Source organism: Streptomyces deccanensis, assembly GCF_022385335.1.
GTDB lineage: Bacteria > Actinomycetota > Actinomycetes > Streptomycetales > Streptomycetaceae > Streptomyces > Streptomyces deccanensis.
In genome coordinates, this window is sequence record NZ_CP092431.1 from 2,155,993 (window position 1) to 2,174,152 (window position 18,160).

At 71.6% G+C, this 18,160-nt stretch carries 19 protein-coding genes; 13 read left to right on the forward strand and 6 right to left on the reverse strand.

Annotation, left to right across the window (positions count from 1 at the left end; all coding sequences use genetic code 11):
- Positions 1-28 precede the first annotated feature (28 nt).
- Positions 29-1,411, forward strand: coding sequence for a M1 family metallopeptidase (locus L3078_RS09610; protein ID WP_239752996.1), 1,383 nt, complete (start codon positions 29-31; stop codon positions 1,409-1,411).
- 73 nt (positions 1,412-1,484) lie between these two features.
- Positions 1,485-1,931 (forward strand): YchJ family protein, encoded by a 447-nt coding sequence (locus L3078_RS09615; protein WP_239752997.1) that lies wholly within the window; start codon positions 1,485-1,487, stop codon positions 1,929-1,931.
- Between the two features lie 16 nt (positions 1,932-1,947).
- Here L3078_RS09615 and L3078_RS09620 read toward each other — a convergent pair whose 3' ends face one another.
- Positions 1,948-2,673, reverse strand: a complete 726-nt coding sequence (locus tag L3078_RS09620) for a FadR/GntR family transcriptional regulator (RefSeq protein WP_239752998.1) — start codon at positions 2,671-2,673, stop codon at positions 1,948-1,950.
- A 143-nt stretch (positions 2,674-2,816) separates the two neighbouring features.
- Between L3078_RS09620 and L3078_RS09625 the strand changes: the two genes are divergently transcribed.
- Entirely contained in the window at positions 2,817-3,335 is a 519-nt protein-coding gene (locus L3078_RS09625; RefSeq protein WP_239752999.1) for a gluconokinase, read from the forward strand.
- A 72-nt stretch (positions 3,336-3,407) separates the two neighbouring features.
- Positions 3,408-4,805 carry a GntP family permease gene (locus tag L3078_RS09630; protein WP_239753000.1) on the forward strand — a complete coding sequence of 466 codons (1,398 nt, stop codon included), beginning with the start codon at positions 3,408-3,410 and terminating at the stop codon, positions 4,803-4,805.
- Positions 4,806-4,869: 64 nt separating this feature from the next.
- On the opposite strand, the gene L3078_RS09635 is transcribed toward L3078_RS09630, so the two are convergent.
- The 3 genes from L3078_RS09635 to L3078_RS09645 form a co-directional block, all read right to left on the reverse strand.
- Positions 4,870-5,493 (reverse strand): cytochrome b/b6 domain-containing protein, encoded by a 624-nt coding sequence (locus tag L3078_RS09635; protein WP_239753001.1) that lies wholly within the window; start codon positions 5,491-5,493, stop codon positions 4,870-4,872.
- Positions 5,477-6,265 (reverse strand): molybdopterin-dependent oxidoreductase, encoded by a 789-nt coding sequence (locus tag L3078_RS09640; protein WP_239753002.1) that lies wholly within the window; start codon positions 6,263-6,265, stop codon positions 5,477-5,479. Before L3078_RS09640 ends, L3078_RS09635 begins: the two co-directional genes overlap by 17 nt.
- 104 nt (positions 6,266-6,369) lie before the next feature.
- Positions 6,370-8,025: an FAD-binding dehydrogenase gene (locus L3078_RS09645; protein WP_239753003.1), complete on the reverse strand. Its 1,656-nt coding sequence runs from the start codon at positions 8,023-8,025 to the stop codon at positions 6,370-6,372.
- A gap of 313 nt (positions 8,026-8,338) precedes the next feature.
- On the opposite strand from L3078_RS09645, the gene L3078_RS09650 reads away from it, so the two are divergent.
- The 8 genes from L3078_RS09650 to L3078_RS09685 all read left to right on the forward strand — a co-directional run bounded on the left by L3078_RS09650 (position 8,339) and on the right by L3078_RS09685 (position 14,817).
- Complete coding sequence (locus L3078_RS09650) at positions 8,339-9,235, forward strand: DMT family transporter (RefSeq protein ID WP_239753004.1); 897 nt, start codon at positions 8,339-8,341, stop codon at positions 9,233-9,235.
- 470 nt (positions 9,236-9,705) lie between these two features.
- Complete coding sequence (locus L3078_RS09655; RefSeq protein ID WP_239753005.1) at positions 9,706-10,239, forward strand: NUDIX hydrolase; 534 nt, start codon at positions 9,706-9,708, stop codon at positions 10,237-10,239.
- A gap of 10 nt (positions 10,240-10,249) precedes the next feature.
- Entirely contained in the window at positions 10,250-10,642 is a 393-nt protein-coding gene (locus tag L3078_RS09660; protein ID WP_239753006.1) for a YidH family protein, read from the forward strand.
- Positions 10,639-10,971, forward strand: a complete 333-nt coding sequence (locus tag L3078_RS09665) for a DUF202 domain-containing protein (protein ID WP_239753007.1) — start codon at positions 10,639-10,641, stop codon at positions 10,969-10,971. Before L3078_RS09660 ends, L3078_RS09665 begins: the two co-directional genes overlap by 4 nt.
- Positions 10,972-11,073: 102 nt before the next feature.
- Positions 11,074-11,370 carry a hypothetical protein gene (locus tag L3078_RS09670; RefSeq protein WP_239753008.1) on the forward strand — a complete coding sequence of 99 codons (297 nt, stop codon included), beginning with the start codon at positions 11,074-11,076 and terminating at the stop codon, positions 11,368-11,370.
- 99 nt (positions 11,371-11,469) lie between these two features.
- Positions 11,470-12,381, forward strand: a complete 912-nt coding sequence (locus tag L3078_RS09675; RefSeq protein ID WP_239753009.1) for an MBL fold metallo-hydrolase — start codon at positions 11,470-11,472, stop codon at positions 12,379-12,381.
- Between the two features lie 169 nt (positions 12,382-12,550).
- Positions 12,551-13,597, forward strand: a complete 1,047-nt coding sequence (locus L3078_RS09680) for a phosphotransferase family protein (RefSeq protein WP_239760263.1) — start codon at positions 12,551-12,553, stop codon at positions 13,595-13,597.
- A 5-nt stretch (positions 13,598-13,602) separates the two neighbouring features.
- Positions 13,603-14,817, forward strand: a complete 1,215-nt coding sequence (locus tag L3078_RS09685) for an acyl-CoA dehydrogenase family protein (protein ID WP_239753010.1) — start codon at positions 13,603-13,605, stop codon at positions 14,815-14,817.
- 240 nt (positions 14,818-15,057) lie between these two features.
- Here L3078_RS09685 and L3078_RS09690 read toward each other — a convergent pair whose 3' ends face one another.
- A complete protein-coding gene (locus L3078_RS09690; RefSeq protein WP_239753011.1) occupies positions 15,058-15,651 on the reverse strand; it encodes a TetR/AcrR family transcriptional regulator in 594 nt (197 codons plus the stop codon).
- 140 nt (positions 15,652-15,791) lie between these two features.
- Positions 15,792-16,556, reverse strand: a complete 765-nt coding sequence (locus L3078_RS09695) for an SDR family oxidoreductase (protein ID WP_239760264.1) — start codon at positions 16,554-16,556, stop codon at positions 15,792-15,794.
- A 234-nt stretch (positions 16,557-16,790) separates the two neighbouring features.
- Here L3078_RS09695 and L3078_RS09700 point away from each other — a divergent pair, with 234 nt between their 5' ends.
- Positions 16,791-18,050, forward strand: a complete 1,260-nt coding sequence (locus L3078_RS09700) for an exo-beta-N-acetylmuramidase NamZ family protein (RefSeq protein WP_239753012.1) — start codon at positions 16,791-16,793, stop codon at positions 18,048-18,050.
- Positions 18,051-18,160 lie beyond the last annotated feature (110 nt).

An 18,160-nucleotide genomic window follows, 5' to 3' on the forward strand; every position in this document is an offset into this window, starting at 1 on the left:
GAGAGCGGAGCGGGGAGCAGAAGCGGCAGTGGCGGTTCAGCAGTCAGTGGGTCCGGACCCGTACTTCCCGGCGAACGGCGATTCCCGTTACCGGGTGCATCGGTACGAGCTGGCTGTGGACTACCGGCCGGGGCCGAACCGGTTGTCGGGCACCGCGCGGCTCAACGCGATAGCGGGCCGGGCCGCGCTCGCCGAGTTCCAGTTGAACCTGGCCGACTTCAAGATCGGGCGGGTGCGGGTCGACGGGCGGGCGCCGCACTACTCGCACCGGGGTGGCCGGCTGCGGATCCGGCCGGCCAAGCCGATCCGGCCCGGGGCCGCGTTCACGGTCGAGGTGCACTGGTCGGGCAATCCCAAGCCGGTCAACAGCCCCTGGGGCGGGCTCGGTTGGGAGGAGCTGACCGACGGGGCGCTGGTGGCGAGCCAGCCGGTCGGCGCGCCGTCCTGGTATCCGTGCAACGACCGGCCCGCCGACAAGGCCTCGTACCAGATCTCGGTGACGACGCCGTCGGCGTACCAGGTGGTGGCGGGCGGGCGGCTGCTCACCCGTACGGCGAAGGCGTCCACGACGACCTGGGTGTACGAGCAGTCGGCGCCGACGTCTAGTTATCTGGTGGGGCTGTCGATCGGCAGGTACCAGACGGTGCTGCTGGGCGATCCGCGGCCGGGCGGGGTGCCGCAGCACGGGCACATCCCGGCGCACCTGCTCACCGAGTTCTCGCGGGACTTCGCACGGCAGCCCGCCATGATGGAGCTGTTCGAGGAGCTGTTCGGGCCGTACCCGTTCGGGGAGTACGCGGTGGTGGTGACCGAGGAGGAGCTCGATGTCCCGGTCGAGGCACAGGGGTTGTCGCTGTTCGGCGCCAACCATGTGGACGGGGCGCGGGGTTCGGAGCGGCTGGTGGCGCACGAGCTGGCGCACCAGTGGTTCGGCAACAGCGTGTCCATCGCGGACTGGCGGCACATCTGGCTGAACGAGGGGTTCGCCAAGTACGCCGAGTGGCTGTGGTCGGAACGTTCCGGCGGGCGCAGCGCGCAGCAACTGGCCGCCGCCGCGCACCAGAAGCTCGCCGCGCTGCCGCAGGACCTGCGGCTGGCGGACCCGGGCCGCAAGCTGATGTTCGACGACCGGCTCTACGAGCGCGGCGGTCTCACCGTCCACGCGGTCCGCTGCGCCCTCGGTGACGAGGCGTTCTTCCGGATGCTGCGCGGCTGGGCGACCGTCCACCGCGGTGGTGCCGTGACGACGGCCGGTTTCACGGCGCACGCCGGCCGCTACGCCGACGGGCCGCTGGACGCCCTGTTCCGGGCCTGGTTGCAGGAGCCGGCGCTGCCGCCCCTGCCCTCCCCGAGGGAGCCCGGGGTGCCGGCGCGACCGCCGTATCCGCCAACGAACGCGGGCTCGGTGTGACGAGCGGCGTACGCGGGGTCGGCGTCGCGGCCGACTCCGCGGGGTCGGCCGGGGAGCGGGCACAATGACTGCCATGTCGTCGCGCCGAGGTGGTTCCAGGGCCAGGTCGAAGAGTGCGTCACGGGCTGCTTCCCAAAGCCCCCGTACGTGCCCCTGCGGGCTGCCCGAGGCGTACGAGGCCTGTTGCGGCCGGTACCACTCGGGGAGCGCCGCCGCGCCGACCGCCGAGGCGTTGATGCGGTCCCGGTACAGCGCGTTCGTGATGCGCGACGAGGCGTATCTGCTGCGCAGTTGGCATCCCCGGACGCGGCCCGCCGAGGTCGCCTTCGACACGACGATGCGCTGGACCGGGCTGGAGATCCTGGACACCCGGGACGGTACGCCCTTCCACACCACCGGCACGGTCACCTTCCGCGCCTCGTTCCGGGGCGGCTCGCTGCACGAGCGGAGCCGGTTCGAGCGGGTGGATGGGGCGTGGGTGTACGTGGACGGGGAGTTCCTGGCGGACGACCAGGGCTAGCGGACCTCCGTCCCGGTCAACCGGCCGCCGGAGAATGGCCGTTGGGGGCCAGGATGTCCAGTTCCTGGAGGGCGCCGACCGTGATCTCGCGGGTGAGTCGTTCGGCCCGGGGGGCGTCGTGCTCGCGGATGGCTTCGGCGACCTGGACGTGGAGGGTGACGGCGGCCGGGTCGGGGTCGTGGAACATCACGGCGTGGTGGGTGCGGCCGGCGAGGACCTCCTCGACGACGTCGCCGAGGCGGGCGAACATCTCGTTGCCGGAGGCGTCGAGGATCAGGCGGTGGAAGGCGACGTCGTGCCGGAGGTAGCCCTCCAGCTGGTGGCCGCGTGAGTTGGCGACCATGCCGATGGCGCACTCGGTGAGCGCGGCGCACTGCTCGGCGGTGGCGTGGCGCGCGGCGAGGCCCGCGGCGATCGGTTCGACGGCGGAGCGCAGGACCGTGAGGGAGCGCAGCTGGCGGGGGCGGTCCGCGCCGGCCAGGCGCCAGCGGATGACCTGCGGGTCGTAGACGTTCCACTCGGCGGGCGGGCGGACGATCACGCCGACCCGGCGGCGGGACTCGACCAGGTGCATGGACTCCAGCACGCGGACCGCCTCGCGCATCACGGAGCGGGACACCTCGAAGGTCTGGGCGAGTTCGTCCGTGCGCAGCACGCTGCCCGGCGGGTACTCGCCCGCCGTGATCGCCGGTCCGAGGGTCTCCAGTACTCGGCCGTGCAGCCCCCGGCCCGGTGTGGTCATGGAGATCAGGGTACGAGGAGCGGGGAGCGGAGAAAAAGTCAGACTTATTTGTGTCCGGGACTTGAATTCGTCGTACCTAATGGGTTTCAGTGTCGTCGACGTCGGGTGACGTCCCAGATGTCGACGAAGACAGCGAGGTAGTGATGCGCAGCCCTCACGTCGTCGTGGTGATGGGCGTGGCAGGGACCGGGAAGACCACGGTCGGCCCCCTGCTCGCGGCCCGGCTCGGCGTTCCCTACGCCGAGGGCGACGACTTCCACCCCGAGGCCAACATCGCCAAGATGTCGGCCGGTACACCGCTGGACGACGCGGACCGAGGGCCGTGGCTGGACGCCATCGGCGCCTGGGCGCACGACCGGGCCGGACTCGGCGGGGTGGTCAGCTGTTCCGCGTTGAAGCGCTCCTACCGGGACCGGCTGCGGGCGGCGGCGCCCGGTGTGGTCCTCGTGCATCTCGCCGGTGACCGGGCCCTCATCGAGGACCGGATGTCCCACCGGCAGGGCCACTTCATGCCGACGGCGCTGCTCGACTCGCAGTTCGCCACGCTGCAGCCGCTGGAGGCGGACGAGGCGGGCGTCACGGTCGATGTGTCGGGCGCGCCCGAGGAGATCGCCGAGCGGGCGGTCGAAGCGCTGCGGGAGCTCGGTCCGGCGTCGTCGTAGGCCCTCGGCGCGCCGCCTCCTCCTTCCGTCTCTCCCCCACCTCCCCCGAAACCCACCGACCAAGGAATCACCGTGACCAGACTCAACGTCGAGCTGCTGGCAGCGGACCCCGTCGAGCCGATCACCTCGGCGGGGCACGCACAGCTGGGCATCGCCGTACTGGCGGGCATCGCCGTGATCGTCGTGCTCATCACCAGGTTCAAGGTGCACGCCTTCCTGGCGCTGACCATCGGCTCGCTCGCGCTCGGCGCGTTCGCCGGGGCGCCGCTGGACAAGGCGATCGCCAGCTTCACCACCGGGCTCGGGACGACCGTGGCCGGGGTCGGCGTGCTCATCGCGTTGGGCGCGATCCTCGGCAAGCTGCTGGCGGACTCCGGGGGCGCCGACCAGATCGTCGACACCATCCTCGCCAAGGCCCAGGGGCGGGCGATGCCGTGGGCGATGGTGCTGATCGCCTCGGTGATCGGACTGCCGTTGTTCTTCGAGGTCGGGATCGTGCTGCTGATCCCGGTGGTGCTGATGGTCGCCAAGCGCGGCAACTACTCGCTGATGCGCATCGGCATCCCGGCGCTGGCCGGTCTGTCGGTCATGCACGGGCTGATCCCGCCGCACCCCGGGCCGCTGGTCGCGATCGACGCGGTCCAGGCGAACCTGGGCGTCACGCTGGCGCTGGGCCTGCTCGTCGCGATACCGACCGTGATCATCGCCGGTCCGCTGTTCTCGAAGTACGCGGCGCGCTGGGTGGACGTCCCGGTGCCGGAGCGCATGATCGAGGCGAGGCCCTCGGAGGAGCTGGAGAAGCGGCCCGGGTTCGGCGCGACCGTGGCGACCGTCCTCCTGCCCGTCGTCCTGATGCTGGCCAAGGCGCTCGTGGACATCGTCGTCGACGACCCCGAGAACATGGTGCAGCGGGTCTTCGACGTCGTCGGCTCACCGCTGATCGCGCTGCTGGCGGCCGTGCTCGTGGGCATGTTCACGCTGGGGCGGGCGGCCGGGTTCACCAAGGAGCGGCTCGGTTCGACCGTCGAGAAGTCCCTCGCGCCGATCGCGGGCATCCTGCTGATCGTGGGCGCGGGCGGCGGCTTCAAGCAGACGCTCATCGACTCCGGGGTCGGGCAGATGATCCTGGAGATCTCCGAGGACTGGTCGATCCCCGCGCTCGTCCTGGCCTGGCTGATCGCGGTGGCGATCCGGCTGGCGACGGGGTCGGCCACGGTCGCCACGATCTCGGCGGCGGGCCTGGTGGCCCCGCTCGCCGCGGACATGTCGACCACGCACACGGCCCTGCTGGTCCTCGCGATCGGCGCGGGCTCCCTCTTCTTCAGCCACGTCAACGACGCCGGTTTCTGGATGGTGAAGGAGTACTTCGGGATGAGCGTCGGCCAGACCATCAAGACGTGGTCGGTGATGGAGACGATCATCTCGGTGGTGGCCGGGGCGATCGTGCTGCTGCTGTCGCTGATCATCTAGGCGGTACGGGAGCGCGGTACGGGAGCAGGTCCTGCCCGAAGAGCATCCGCTGTGACCGTCGCGTCTACGGCCGCCACAGCGGGTGCTCGCTCTCCGCCCACTCCCTGCTCACCGACCCCGTCCGCAGGCCCCGGCGGGCCTCCGGGTCGCCCAGGGCCATGCCGATGTGGCCGGCCAGGACGATGCCGATGGTCAGGGCCAGCCAGTCGTGGACGAAGGTCGCGCTGGTGCGCCACATCAGGGGGGTGAGATGGGTGAACCACATCATCAGGCCCGTGGCGAGCATGACGAGGGTGGCGCCGGCGATCCAGGCGGCGTAGAGCTTCTGCCCGGCGTTGAACTTGGCGGCGGGGCGCGGACCCGGCGCCCGGCGGCGGGCGGCGCGGAGCCAGAGGCGGTCGTGCGGGCCCCAGCGGTTGAGGCGCCCGATGTCCGCGCGGAACGCGCGGGAGGCGAGACCCGCCAGGACCGGGAGCGGCAGCAGCAGACCCGTCCACTGGTGGACCGTCACCAGCAGGGCCCGGCGGCCGACCAGTTCCGCGAGGGCGGGGAGGTAGAGGCAGGCCGCCGTCGCCACGCAGATGCCCATCAGGGCGGCGGCCGTCCGGTGGATCCAGCGTTCGGCGGCGGTGAAGCGCGGGACGCGGGAGTCCGTGACGACCGGCCGCTCCTCAAGTCGTCGGTTCATCGTCCCGCCCGTTCGATCGGCCGACCCACGCGTCGATGTCGTAGCCCCGCTCCTCCCAGTAGCCGGGCTCGACCTCCTCGGTGACCTCGATGCCGGAGAGCCACTTCGCCGACTTGTAGAAGTACATGGGGGCGACGTAGAGGCGGACCGGGCCGCCGTGGTTGTGGCCGAGGTCCTTGTCCTGCATGCGCAGGGCCACCAGGACGTCCGCGCGGCGGGCCTGCTCCAGGGTGAGGCTCTCGCTGTACGCCCCGTCGAAGCAGGTGAAGCGGACCGCCGTCGCCGAGGAGCGCACCCCGGCCGCGTCCAGCAGCACGGAGAGCCGTACGCCCTCGAACGGGGTGTCCGGCACGCGCCAGCCGGTGACGCACTGGACGTCCTTCACCATCCGGGTCTGCGGGAGGGCCCGCAGGTCGGCGAGGGTGTAGGTGGCGGGTTTGTCGACCAGTCCGCCGACGGTGAGGCGGTAGTTCGCGGCGGACTTGCGGGGGACCGACGCCGTCACCGAGTAGTAGCGGAAGCCGCCGCCGTTGGGGAGCAGGCCCGTCAGTCCGGTGGGGTCCTTCTGGGCCGCCTCGCCGAGGAACGCCTCCATGCCGCGCTGGAGGACGGGCGCGGAGACGACGCCGAGGGCGCCGAGTCCGAGGGTGCCGAGGAGGATACGGCGGCCGATCGGTCGGCCCGGCTCCCGGCCGCCCCGATCCTCCTGGTCCTCGTGGTGCTCGTGGTGCTCCGTCGGCGCTTCCCGCGCTTCGGGATGTTCAGGGTTCACCCCTTGATTCGAACATCCGCCGCCCCCGTCATGCCAGGAACGGCGGAAATTCGACGGAATTCCTCACCCGCCGGAGCCTCCGCGAGGGGCGGGCGGGACCCGGATCAGCCCGTCGCCTTCGCCGCGGCCCGGCCCGCCGTGCGGCCCGAGAACAGGCAGCCGCCGAGGAACGTGCCCTCCAGGGAGCGGTAGCCGTGGACACCGCCGCCGCCGAAGCCGGCGGCCTCGCCCGCCGCGTACACGCCCTCCAGCGGGTCGCCGCCCTCGGTGAGGACGCGGGAGGAGAGGTCGGTCTCCAGACCGCCGAGGGTCTTGCGGGTCAGGATGTTCAGGCGGACGGCGATCAGCGGGCCCGCCTTGGGGTCGAGGATGCGGTGCGGGGTGGCGGTGCGGATGAGCTTGTCGCCGAGGTAGTTGCGGGCCCCCCGGATCGCCATGACCTGGAGGTCCTTGGTAAAGGGGTTGGCGACCTCGCGGTCCCGGGAGACGATCTCGCGGCGCAGCTCGGCCTCGTCGATCAGCGGTTCCTTGGTGAGCGCGTTCATGCCGCGGACCAGGGAGCCGAGGTCCTTCTCGACGACGAAGTCGACGCCGTGGTCCATGAAGGCCTTCACCGGGCCGGGGACGTCCGCGCGGGCCCGGATGAAGACGTCCTTGATGGACTTGCCCGTCAGGTCGGGGTTCTGCTCGGAGCCGGAGAGGGCGAACTCCTTGCCGATGATCTTCTGGTCGAGCACGAACCAGGTGTAGTCGTACCCGGTCTTCATGATGTGTTCGAGGGTGCCGAGGGTGTCGAAACCGGGGAAGAGCGGCACCGGCAGGCGCTTGCCGCGGGCGTCCAGCCAGAGCGACGACGGGCCCGGGAGGACGCGGATGCCGTGGTTCTCCCAGATGGGGTTCCAGTTCTGGATGCCCTCGGTGTAGTGCCACATGCGGTCGCGGTTGATGAGGCGCGCGCCCGCCTCCTCGGCGATGCCGAGCATCCGGCCGTCGACGTGCGCCGGGACACCGGAGATCATCTTCTCCGGTGCCTTGCCGAGGCGCTCGGGCCAGTTGGCGCGGACCAGGTCGTGGTTGCCGCCGATGCCGCCGGAGGTGACGATCACGGCCTGGGCCCTCAGCTCGAAGGCGCCGGTGACCTCACGGCTGCTCGGCTGACCGCGTTCGATCGTCGACGGCTCCAGGATCTCGCCGGTGACGGTGTCGACGGAGCCCGCGCTGCGCGACAGGCCCGTCACGCGGTGCCGGAACTTCAGCTGGACCAGTCCCCGGGCCACTCCCTCCCGCACCCGCCGCTCGAAGGGCGCGACGAGGCCGGGGCCGGTGCCCCAGGTGATGTGGAAGCGGGGGACGGAGTTACCGTGGCCGTTGGCGTCGTAGCCGCCGCGCTCGGCCCAGCCGACCACCGGGAAGAAGCGGACGCCCTGCTGGTGGAGCCAGGACCGCTTCTCGGTGGCCGCGAAGTTCACGTACGCCTCGGCCCACTTGCGCGGCCAGTGGTCCTCCTCGCGGTCGAAGGCGGCCGTGCCCATCCAGTCCTGGAGGGCGAGGGCGTGGCTGTCCTTGATCCGCAGTCGGCGCTGCTCGGGCGAGTCGACGAAGAAGAGCCCGCCGAACGACCAGTGCGCCTGGCCGCCGATCGACTGCTCCGGCTCCTGGTCGAGGAGGATCACCTTGCGGCCCGCGTCGACGAGCTCCGCGGTCGCCGCGAGCCCGGCGAGGCCCGCCCCGATCACGATCACATCTGCGTCGTACGACATGGAGGACGTCCTCTCGGGAACGGGTCAGGCAAGCGGGGCGAACGGGGGCACACCGGAACGGGCCGGGCCCGGCCCCGCTTTGTTACCGGCCGGTCAGCAGCTTAGGGATCAGATCCTTCGGCAGAAGGCGTGACCTAGTCAACTGCCGAGATGTGTCTCCTCTTACGGACAGCCCACGGCGGGGCCGCTACAGTCGCCTGAATACCTATCGGGCCACCCATCGGGGCACAAATCGCCCTCCGGCCAGGATGCCGAGCGGAGACTCCCTCGGGGACGTCCGCCGTGGCCCGTCCGACGACCCGAGGTACTCCGCGTGTCGGTTCTCGTTCTCCTTCTCTCCGTGGGCGCCGCCTGCTGTCTGGGCTTCGGCTTCGTGCTCCAGCAGCAGGCCGCCGTGCGCGCCCCGCTGGGCGACTTCCTCTCGTTCCGCCTGCTGCTCGACCTGATCCGGGTGCCGCGCTGGCTCGGCGGCATCGCCCTGATGGTGTGCGGCATGGCGCTCGGGGCGATCGCGCTCGGTCAGGGCGAGGTCACGCTCGTCGAGCCGCTCCTCGCCACGAACCTGCTCTTCGCGCTGGCCCTCTCCCGCCGGCAGACCCGGCAGCCGCTGGGCCGCCAGGGCTGGGCGGGGCTGCTGCTGCTCGCGGGCGGTGTCACCGCGTTCATCGTGGCCGGGCGGCCGGAGGGCGGGGCGGCGGTCGGCGGACCGTTCCGGCAGTGGCTGATCATCGGCGTGATGGTGGGGCTCGCGCTGCTGCTCGCGGCGTACGCGAAGCGGTCACGGATGAGCGCCGCGCCGGTGCTGCTGGCGGTGGCCGCCGGGCTGCTGTACGGCGTGCAGGACGCGCTCACGCGGGTCAGCGGGCAGTTGTTCGCGGGGTCCGGCTGGGGCGGGCTGTTCACCTCGTGGCAGCCGTACGGGGTCGCTGCGCTCGGCGTGACCGGTCTGGTGCTGGTGCAGAGCGCGTTCGAGACGGGGCCGCTGCGGATGTCCCTGCCGGCGCTCACGGCGGCGCAGCCGTTGGCGGGGATCGTGTGCGGGGTGGGGTTCCTGGGGGATCGGCTGCGGATGGACGCGGGGGCGCTCGCGTGGGAGGGCGTGGGGTTGGCGGGGGTGGTGGTGGGGGTGGTGCTGCTCGGGATGCATCCAGCCATGCCGTGCGGCTCCGCCGGGGGTGCGCGGGTTGGGGAGTTGCAGCGGAGCGCGTGATGAGTGGGGGCGCGTGATGAGTGGGGGCGTGTGAGGGAGTGGGTCGGGCGCGTGAGGGGGTGGGGGTGCCTGTTTCGTCGGCGGGTGCGGGTGGGTCGTGGTTGCTCGCGCAGTTCCCCGCGCCCCTGAAAAGCAGGGGCTGCGCCCCGTGCTTTTCAGGCCGCAGCACCGTCGCTTTCAAGCCCGCAGCCCGGTCGCCTTTCGAGCCCTCAGCCCGGTCGCTTTCAAGCCGCACCCCGGTCGCCTTTCCAGCTCTCAGCACCGTCGCTTTCAAGCCGCAGCCCGGTCGCCTTTCCAGCTCTCAGCACCGTCGCTTTCGAGCCGCAGCCCGGTCGCCTTTTCAGCCCTCAGCCCCGTGGCTTTTCAGGCCCGCAGGGCCTGGGTTTTCAGGGGTGCGGGGAACTGCGCGAGAAGCCCCGCCGGGCCGGCGGCCGAGAACGCGCCGCACCACTCCCTGCTTGGATGGGGGTATGAGCGCAGCCGACGAGATCCTCGACATCGTGGACGAGAACGACCAGGTCATCGGGCAGGCACCGCGGGGGGAGGTGTATGCCCGGGGGATGCGGCACCGGGCCGTGTTCGTGCTGGTCAGGGACGCCGAGGGGCGGATCTTCGTGCATCGGCGTACGGCGACGAAGCTGGTCTTCCCGGCGCTGTACGACATGTTCGTGGGCGGCGTCGTCGGCGCGGGCGAGGCCTACGACGACGCGGCGCTCCGCGAGGCCGAGGAGGAGCTGGGGGTCCCGGGGCTGCCGCGACCCGACCCGCTGTTCAAGTTCCTGTACGACGACGGGGCGGGACGCACCTGGTGGTCGGCCGTGTACGAGGTCCGCTGCACGTCGCCGGTGAACCCGCAGGTCGAGGAGGTCGACTGGCACGAGTTCCTCACGGAGGCCGAGGTGGAGCAGCGGCTGGGCGAGTGGGAGTGGGTGCCCGACGGGACGGCGGCGTACGAGCGGTTGAAGGAGCACAGGGGCGGCGGAGGCTTCGAAGCCGACCGGTAGTGTCCCGCGTGTGATCGAATTTGTACGGAACGTCCGGCTCTGGTTCGTCCCCGAGGACGTACGGAAGGACGGCGTAACCCCGGACTACCGGTTCTCCCTGGCCAACGAGCGGACGTTCCTGGCGTGGCTGCGCACCTCGCTCGCGCTGATCGGCGGCGGCTTCGCGGTGGACCAGTTCCTGCCGGACCTGCGCTGGGGCTGGCGGGTCGGGCTCGCGCTCGCCCTGCTGGCCGCGGGGGTGCTGTGCGCGCTCCGGGCGGTCAACCACTGGGTGCGCTGCGAGCGGGCGATGCGGCGCGGGGAGGACCTGCCGGTGTCGCGCTTCCCGGCGCTGCTCGGCCTCGTCGTCGCCGTGGTCGCCGTCGCGATGGTCGCCGTCGTCCTGCTCGGGTGGGAGGGGTGAGCACACCAACCGCTCCCCCGGCGTCCCCCGACCGCGACCCGGGCCTCCAGCCCGAGCGCACCCGGCTCGCCTGGCGCCGTACGACCCTCACGGGGGCCGTGATCGCCGTGCTCGCGGTGAAGTCCGCGCTGCACGGCGGACCGTCCACGGCCGGCGTACTGGCCGCCGCCCTGTGCGCGGTGCTGTGGCTGGCCCTCCTGGCGCTCGCCCACCGCCGTATCGCCGCCCTGGCCGCCGCCCGACCGCCCGTCCTCTCGCCCCCGGCCGCCACGGCGGCCGTCCTGTGCGTGATCGCCCTCGCGGTGTGCGGCGCGGCGCTGGTGTTCTGAGGGGCAGGTCTTGGTCTGTGCATGGAGTTGCAGAAAGGAAGAATTGAGACTTCTGTGACTAGCCTGGATATGTCATTCCTCGTACCAGCGAAGGCGAGCACCATGACCACCCTTCACCAGGAACACCCCGTCCACGACCACGACCACGGCCCGGCCTGCGGACACACCGCCGTGACGCACGGTGACCACACCGACTACGCGCACGACGGGCATCTGCACCGCGAGCACTCCGGGCACTGGGACGAGTGCGAGCCGAGCGGGCACGCCGCGCACGAGGGGCACGCGCACGAGCACGGCGAGGACTGCGGGCACCAGGCGGTGACACACGGGGACCACGTGGACTACGTGCACGACGGACACCGGCACGCCGCCCACGAGGGGCACTGGGACGACCACTGACCCGCGGCGTTCCCGCACCCCGGATTCCACCGGTTCGTCGTCGACTGGCAGGCTCTGACCACCAGTTGGCGACGATCCGGGGGGATGAAGGGGGTCACTATGACCGCGGAAGAGCCGTACACCGTCGAGCTCGCGAGCGACGTGTACGCGTATGTGCAGCCGGACGGCGGATGGTGTCTGAACAACTCGGGTTTCGTGAGTGACGGCACCTCCACCCTGCTCGTGGACACGGCGGCGACGGAGCGCCGGACCCGCGCGCTGGGCGCCGCGCTCGACGCGACGGGCGTCCCGAGGCCCCGGCTCCTGGTCAACACCCACCACCACGGGGACCACACCTACGGCAACGGCTTCTTCACGCCGACCGCCACCCTCGTCTCGCACGCGGCCTGCCGCCGCGAGGCCCTCGCCAGCGGACAGCACCTGCATCTGCTGTGGCCGCAGACCGACTTCGGCGACGTGAGCATCCAGGGCGCGGACCTGACCTACGACGACCGGGTGACGCTGCACGTCGGCGACATCGAGGCCCAGGTCATCCACCCCGGCGTCTCGCACACCGTCGGCGACTCGGTCGTCTGGCTGCCCCACCGTCGGGTGCTGTTCGCGGGGGACCTGGTCTTCGAGGGCGGGACGCCGTTCTTCCTCATGGGGTCGCTGAGCGGTTCGCTGCGGGCGCTGGCTCTGCTGCGCGAGCTGGGTGCCGAGACCGTCGTACCGGGGCACGGGCCGGTGACCGACCCGTCGGCGTTCGACCGGGCCGAGCGGTACATGCGGTTCGTGGCGGAGGTCGCCGAGACGTCGCACGCGGCGGGGCTGACGCCGTTGGAGGCGGCCCGGAAGACCGATCTCGGGGAGTACGGCGCGCTGCCGGAGAGCGAGCGGCTGGTGGCGAACCTGCACCGGGCGTACGCCGAGCTGGACGGGCATCCGGAGGGTGAGGGCGTCGACCCGTTCGCCGGGTTCATGGACATGGCGACCATCAACGGCGGGGAGATGATGACCTGCCACGCGTGACGGCACGCCCGGCGGCGCGTGTGCCGGGGTGCGTCGGATCCGGCCGCTCGCGAGCGGCCGGATCGTGTGGAGACGCCGATCACTTTCGTGTGGCCCACTGGACGACATACCGACCGGTCGGCATCATGAGACGGGTCCCGGTAGAACGCGTTCGCGTGTAGGAGCGATGATGCACCCAGACCACCCGCCAGGTCTCGACCCCGACCGGCTCCGCGCCCTGCTCGACGCCGAGCGGCCCGGACTCGTGGGCGGCCCGCTCACCGGCCGGCTGATCGAGGGCGGGCGGTCGAACCTGACGTACGAGGTCACGGACGGCACCGCGAAGTGGGTCGTACGGCGGCCGCCGCTGGGCCATGTGCTGGCGACCGCGCACGATATGAAGCGGGAGCACCGCGTGATCAGCGCGCTGCACCCGACGGACGTCCCCGTGCCCCGCCCCGTGCTGCTCTGCGAGGACGAGGAGGTGCTCGGCGCGCCCTTCTACGTCATGGACTTCGTCGAGGGCACCCCGTACCGCACCGCCGAGCAGCTGGCCCCGCTCGGTCCGGAGCGCACCCGGGCCGCCGTGCTGGGCCTGGTCGACACCCTCGTCGAGCTGCACGCGGTGGACCCGGCCGAGGTGGGCCTCGCCGACTTCGGGCGCCCCGAGGGCTTCCTGGACCGGCAACTGCGGCGCTGGGGCAAGCAGTTGGACGCGTCCCGCAACCGCGAACTGACCGGCATCGACGAGCTCCACGCGACGCTGGGCCGCCGGCTCCCCCACTCCCCCACGGCGACGGTCGTCCACGGCGACTACCGCCTCGACAACGTCCTGCTCGGCGAGGACGACGCGATCAAGGCCATCCTCGACTGGGAGATGTCCACGCTCGGCGATCCCCTCACCGACCTGGGCCTGCTGGTGATGTACAGCGTGCCGCTGGCCACGCCCGACTCCCCCGTCTCGACGACCGCGACGGCCGCCGGGCACCCGGATCCCGCCGAGATCATCGAGCGGTACGCGGCGCGCTCGGGCCGTGACGTCTCCTCGGTGTCCTGGTACACGGCGTTCGCCTGGTTCAAGCTCGCCGTGATCCTGGAGGGCATCCACTACCGGTACACCCTCGGCCAGACGGTCGGCCGCGGCTTCGACCGCATCGGCGACCTGGTCCCCGTCTTCATCGAACACGGCCTCACGACTCTTCGTACCGGCTCCGGTTCCGGCTCCCAGGAAGGCTGATCCCCATGGACTTCGCATTCGACGCGCGTACGGAGGAGCTGCGCGCCAAGCTCCTCGCCTTCATGGACGAGCACGTGTACCCGGCGGAGGCCGTGGCCGAGGAGCAGCGGGCCGAGCTGGACTCGCCGTGGGACACGCCCGCCGTGGTGGAGGAGCTGAAGGCCGAGGCCCGCAGGCAGGGCCTGTGGAACCTCTTCCTGCCGGACTCGGAGTACGGCGCGGGGCTCACCAACCTCCAGTACGCGCCGCTCGCCGAGATCACCGGCCGGTCCCCGCAGCTGGCGCCGACCGCGCTGAACTGCGCCGCGCCCGACACGGGCAACATGGAGGTGCTGAGCCAGTTCGGCGACGAGGCCCAGCGCAAGCAGTGGCTGGAGCCGCTGCTCGCCGGTGAGATCCGCTCGGCGTTCGCGATGACCGAGCCGGAGGTGGCGTCGTCGGACGCCACCAACATCACCACGCTGATCGAGCGCGACGGCGACGAGTACGTCATCACCGGGCGCAAGTGGTACATCTCCGGGGCCATGAACCCCGACTGCCAGATCTTCATCGTGATGGGCAAGACGGACCCGGACGGCGCCGACATCCGCCGCCAGCAGTCGATGATCCTGGTCCCGCGTGACACCCCGGGTGTCACCGTGAAGCGGGCGATGCGGGTCTTCGGGTACGAGGACCACTACCACGGCGGACACGCCGAGGTGATCTTCGAGGGTGCGCGGGTGCCGGCCTCGAACCTGATCGGCGAGGAGGGCGGCGGCTTCGCCATCGCGCAGGCGCGGCTGGGCCCCGGGCGCATCCACCACTGCATGCGGCTCATCGGGATGGCCGAGCGGGCGATCGAGCTGATGTGCCGGCGGGCGGTGGCGCGGGAGGCCTTCGGCAAGGCGCTGGCGCAGCAGGGGGTCGTGCACAACTGGATCGCCGACGCGCGGGTCGCCGTCGAGCAGCTGCGGCTGCTGGTGCTGAAGACGGCCTGGATGATGGACACGGTGGGCAACAAGGGGGCCCACGCGGAGATCCAGGCGATCAAGATCGCCACGCCCCGGACGGTCGTGGACATCATCGACCGGGCGATCCAGCTGCACGGCGCGGGGGGTGTGAGCCAGGACTTCCCGCTGGCCGAGCTGTACGCGGGGGCGCGGACGCTGATGATCGCGGACGGGCCTGACGAGGTGCATCAGCGGTCGCTGGCCCGGCGGGAGCTGAAGCGGTACGTGTGAGGCCGGGCGCCTTATAGCTCGGGGGTGCCTGTTTCGTCGGCGGGTGCGGGTGCGTGGGGGCTGGTCGCGCAGTTCCCCGCGCCCCTGAAAGGGCCGCAGGCCCTGGCGGGCCCACGGCCCTTTCGGGCCGAAAAAGCAGGGGCGCAGCCCCGCTTTTCAGGGGCGCGGGGAACTGCGCGAGAAGCCCCACCGGGCCTGCGGTCGCCGACGGACCCCCGCACCCTTGAGCTATCAGGCGCCCTACGGTCGCAGGGCCCTCAGCAGCAGGTCGGCCAGGTGGTCCGCGACCTCCTGGGGGGTCATCGGGCCGTCGGGGCGGTACCACGTCGACAGGTGGTGGACCGAGCCGAAGTGGTAGTCGACCACCAGGTCCGCCGGGGTCGCCTTGGAGAAGACCCCGGTCTCCTGGCCCTCCTCCACGAGCGCCCGGAAGCGCTCGTGGTACCGGCGGCGCTCAGCACGGACCTGCTTGTTCTTCTCGGGGCTCAGGTGGTGCATCGAGCGGAAGAAGATCGACGCGTCGTCGAGGTTGTCGATGGTGGTGACGACGACGTCCGCCGCGGCCCCCCGCAACCGCTCCTCCACCGGCGCGTCGGCCCCCGCGAACGCGTCCAGCCGTTCCTGCTGGATCCGCAGCACGCGCGCGTACACCTCGTGCAGCAGGTCGTCCTTGGAGCCGAAGTAGTGGTACAGCGCGCCCTTGGTGACGCCGGCCGCCTCGACGATCTCCTGCACGGAGGTGCGGTCGTAGCCCCGCTCGGCGAAGAGCCGGGTGGCGGCGGCCAGCAGCCGCTGCGGGACGGGCGTTCCGTCTCCGTCCGTGGTCCTGGGCACTGCCGCCACCTGCCTTCCGAGGTTCTGTTGTCGCCTACTGGTCGCCCGCCGGAGGCCGACCGGTTCCCGATCGGGCGGAATCGGGCGCTCCCGCCGGAGGATCATCCCACTCTCCGGCATTCGTCCGCCGGGCAGGGCGGTCAGCCGGTCGTCTCCCACTTCTGCTGGATGTGGTTCATGTTCGTCAGCCAGCGGTCCGGATCGGCGGCCCTGGCCGCGTAGTAACCGGCCACCTCGGGGTGCGGCAGGATCAGGAAGCGGTCCTTCTCGATGCCCTCGAAGAGCGCGTCGGCCACGTCCTCCGGCTCGATCGCGGTCGGCGCGAGCACCAGGTCGCCCGCGCTGCCGGAGGCCGTCAACATGTCGGTGCGCACCCCCTGCGGGCAGATCGCGTGCACCTTGACCCCCCGGTGCCGGTAGGTGAGGGAGAGCCACTCGGCGAAGGCGTACGCCCCGTGCTTGGTGACGGAGTAGGGCGCGGCGCCGATCATCGTCAGCAGCCCGGCCGCCGACACCGTCGACACGAAACGCCCGCTGCCGCGCTCCAGCCACCCCGGCAGCAGTTCGTGGGCCGCCCGGACGTGCGCCATCACGTTGACGTCCCAGGCGAGCGCCCACACCTTCTCGTCGGCCGCCTCCGTGCCCCCGGAGGCCAGTCCGGCGTTCGCGCAGTACACGTCCACGTCCCCGCCGAGCGCGTCGCGCGCCGCCGTGACGATCGCCGAGGCGTCCCCGGGCACCGCGATCCCGCCGATCTCGTCGGCCACGGCCTTCGCCCGGTCCCCGTCCAGATCGTTCACCACGACCCGGGCCCCCTCGGCGGCGAACCGCCGCGCCAGAGCGGCCCCGATCCCCCCACCGGCCCCGGTCACGACCACACCCGCACCCTGCACGGCTCCCACGATCGGTCTCCTCACGACGCGACACATCAGCAACGGCCACCAAGGGGCTCAGACTAACCGGTCGGTATGTCCCAGAGAAAGGGCGCCACCACCACCCGCGCCCGAAGGGGCGCGGGGAACTGCGCGACCAGCCACACCCCACCCGCAGACGACAAACCACCCGCGGAAGCGCTTAGCTTTCACCAAGCACCGCTTCCCGCGACAGCGACAGCGCCCCGCGACCCGGAGGTCACCCCCATGCACCTCTCCCGCCGCACCTTCCTCGCCGCCTCCACGGCGGCAACGGCGGCCACAGCCACCGCGGCCACCGCCGGCCTCACCACCGCACCCCCGGCCGAGGCAGCCCGCCCAGGGCTCCGCACCGGCTTCGAGCGGCTCACCCACGACGGCTACAAACTGCTCGGCGGCCAGAAGGTCGGCATCGTCACCAACCCGACCGGCGTCACCCGCGACGCCCGCCACATCGTGGACGTGATGCACGCCGACGACCGCGTGGACCTGAGGGCCGTCTTCGGCCCGGAGCACGGCTTTCGCGGCACCGCCCAGGCCGGCGGCTCCGAGGGCCGCCACGACGACCCGGCGACGGGGCTGCCCGTGTACGACACGTACCAGAAGAGCGGCCGTCCCCTCGCGGACATCTTCACCGCCTCCGGCGTGGACACGATCGTCTTCGACATCCAGGACGTGGGCGCCCGCTTCTACACGTACATCTGGACGCTGTACGACTGCATGGAGGCGGCTCAGCTGGCCGGGAAGCGCTTCGTCGTGCTGGACCGGCCGAACCCGGTGACCGGACGCGCCGCCCAAGGCCCCGTGCTGCACAAGGAGTTCGCGACGTTCGTCGGGCGGCAGCCCATCGCGCAGGCGCACGGGATGACGGTGGCGGAGCTGGCGCGCCTGTTCAACGGGGAGTTCCTCACCACGCCCGTACCGCTGGAGACCGTACTGATGTCGGGGTGGAAGCGGTCACGGTTCTACGACGAGTCCGGGCTGCCGTGGGTGCCGCCGAGCCCGAACATGCCGACGCCGGACACCGCGCTCGTCTACTCGGGGACGTGTCTCTTCGAGGGGACGAACCTGTCGGAGGGGCGGGGGACCACGCGGCCGTTCGAGCTGCTCGGCGCGGAGGGGATCGACCGGCGGTGGGCGGCCGCCGCGAACGAACTGGGCCTGCCCGGGGCGCACTTCAGGGAGGCGTACTTCGCGCCGACGTTCTCCAAGTTCCAGGGGAAGACCGTCGGCGGGGTGCAGATCCATGTCCACGACCGGGCCGCGTACGACCCCGTGCGCACCGGGATCGGTCTGCTGGTGACCGCCAGGGCGGTGTGGAGCGGGTTCGCCTGGCGGCCGGACAACTGGATCGACAAGCTGACCGGTTCGGCGCGGGTGCGGACGATGATCGACGCGGGGGCGGACACGGACGAGGTCGTGGCCGGCTGGCAGGAGGAGCTGGCCGCGTTCCGCAGGGTGCGCAAGGAGTATCTGCTGTACCGCTAGGGCCTGGTGGTCGGATCACGAGTCCGGTCGTACGTGACGTATGGCCATCTTTCGCCGTTGGCAGGACCATGCGCCTGAGCGCATCACCAACGGGGGCCGAAGGGGGCTCG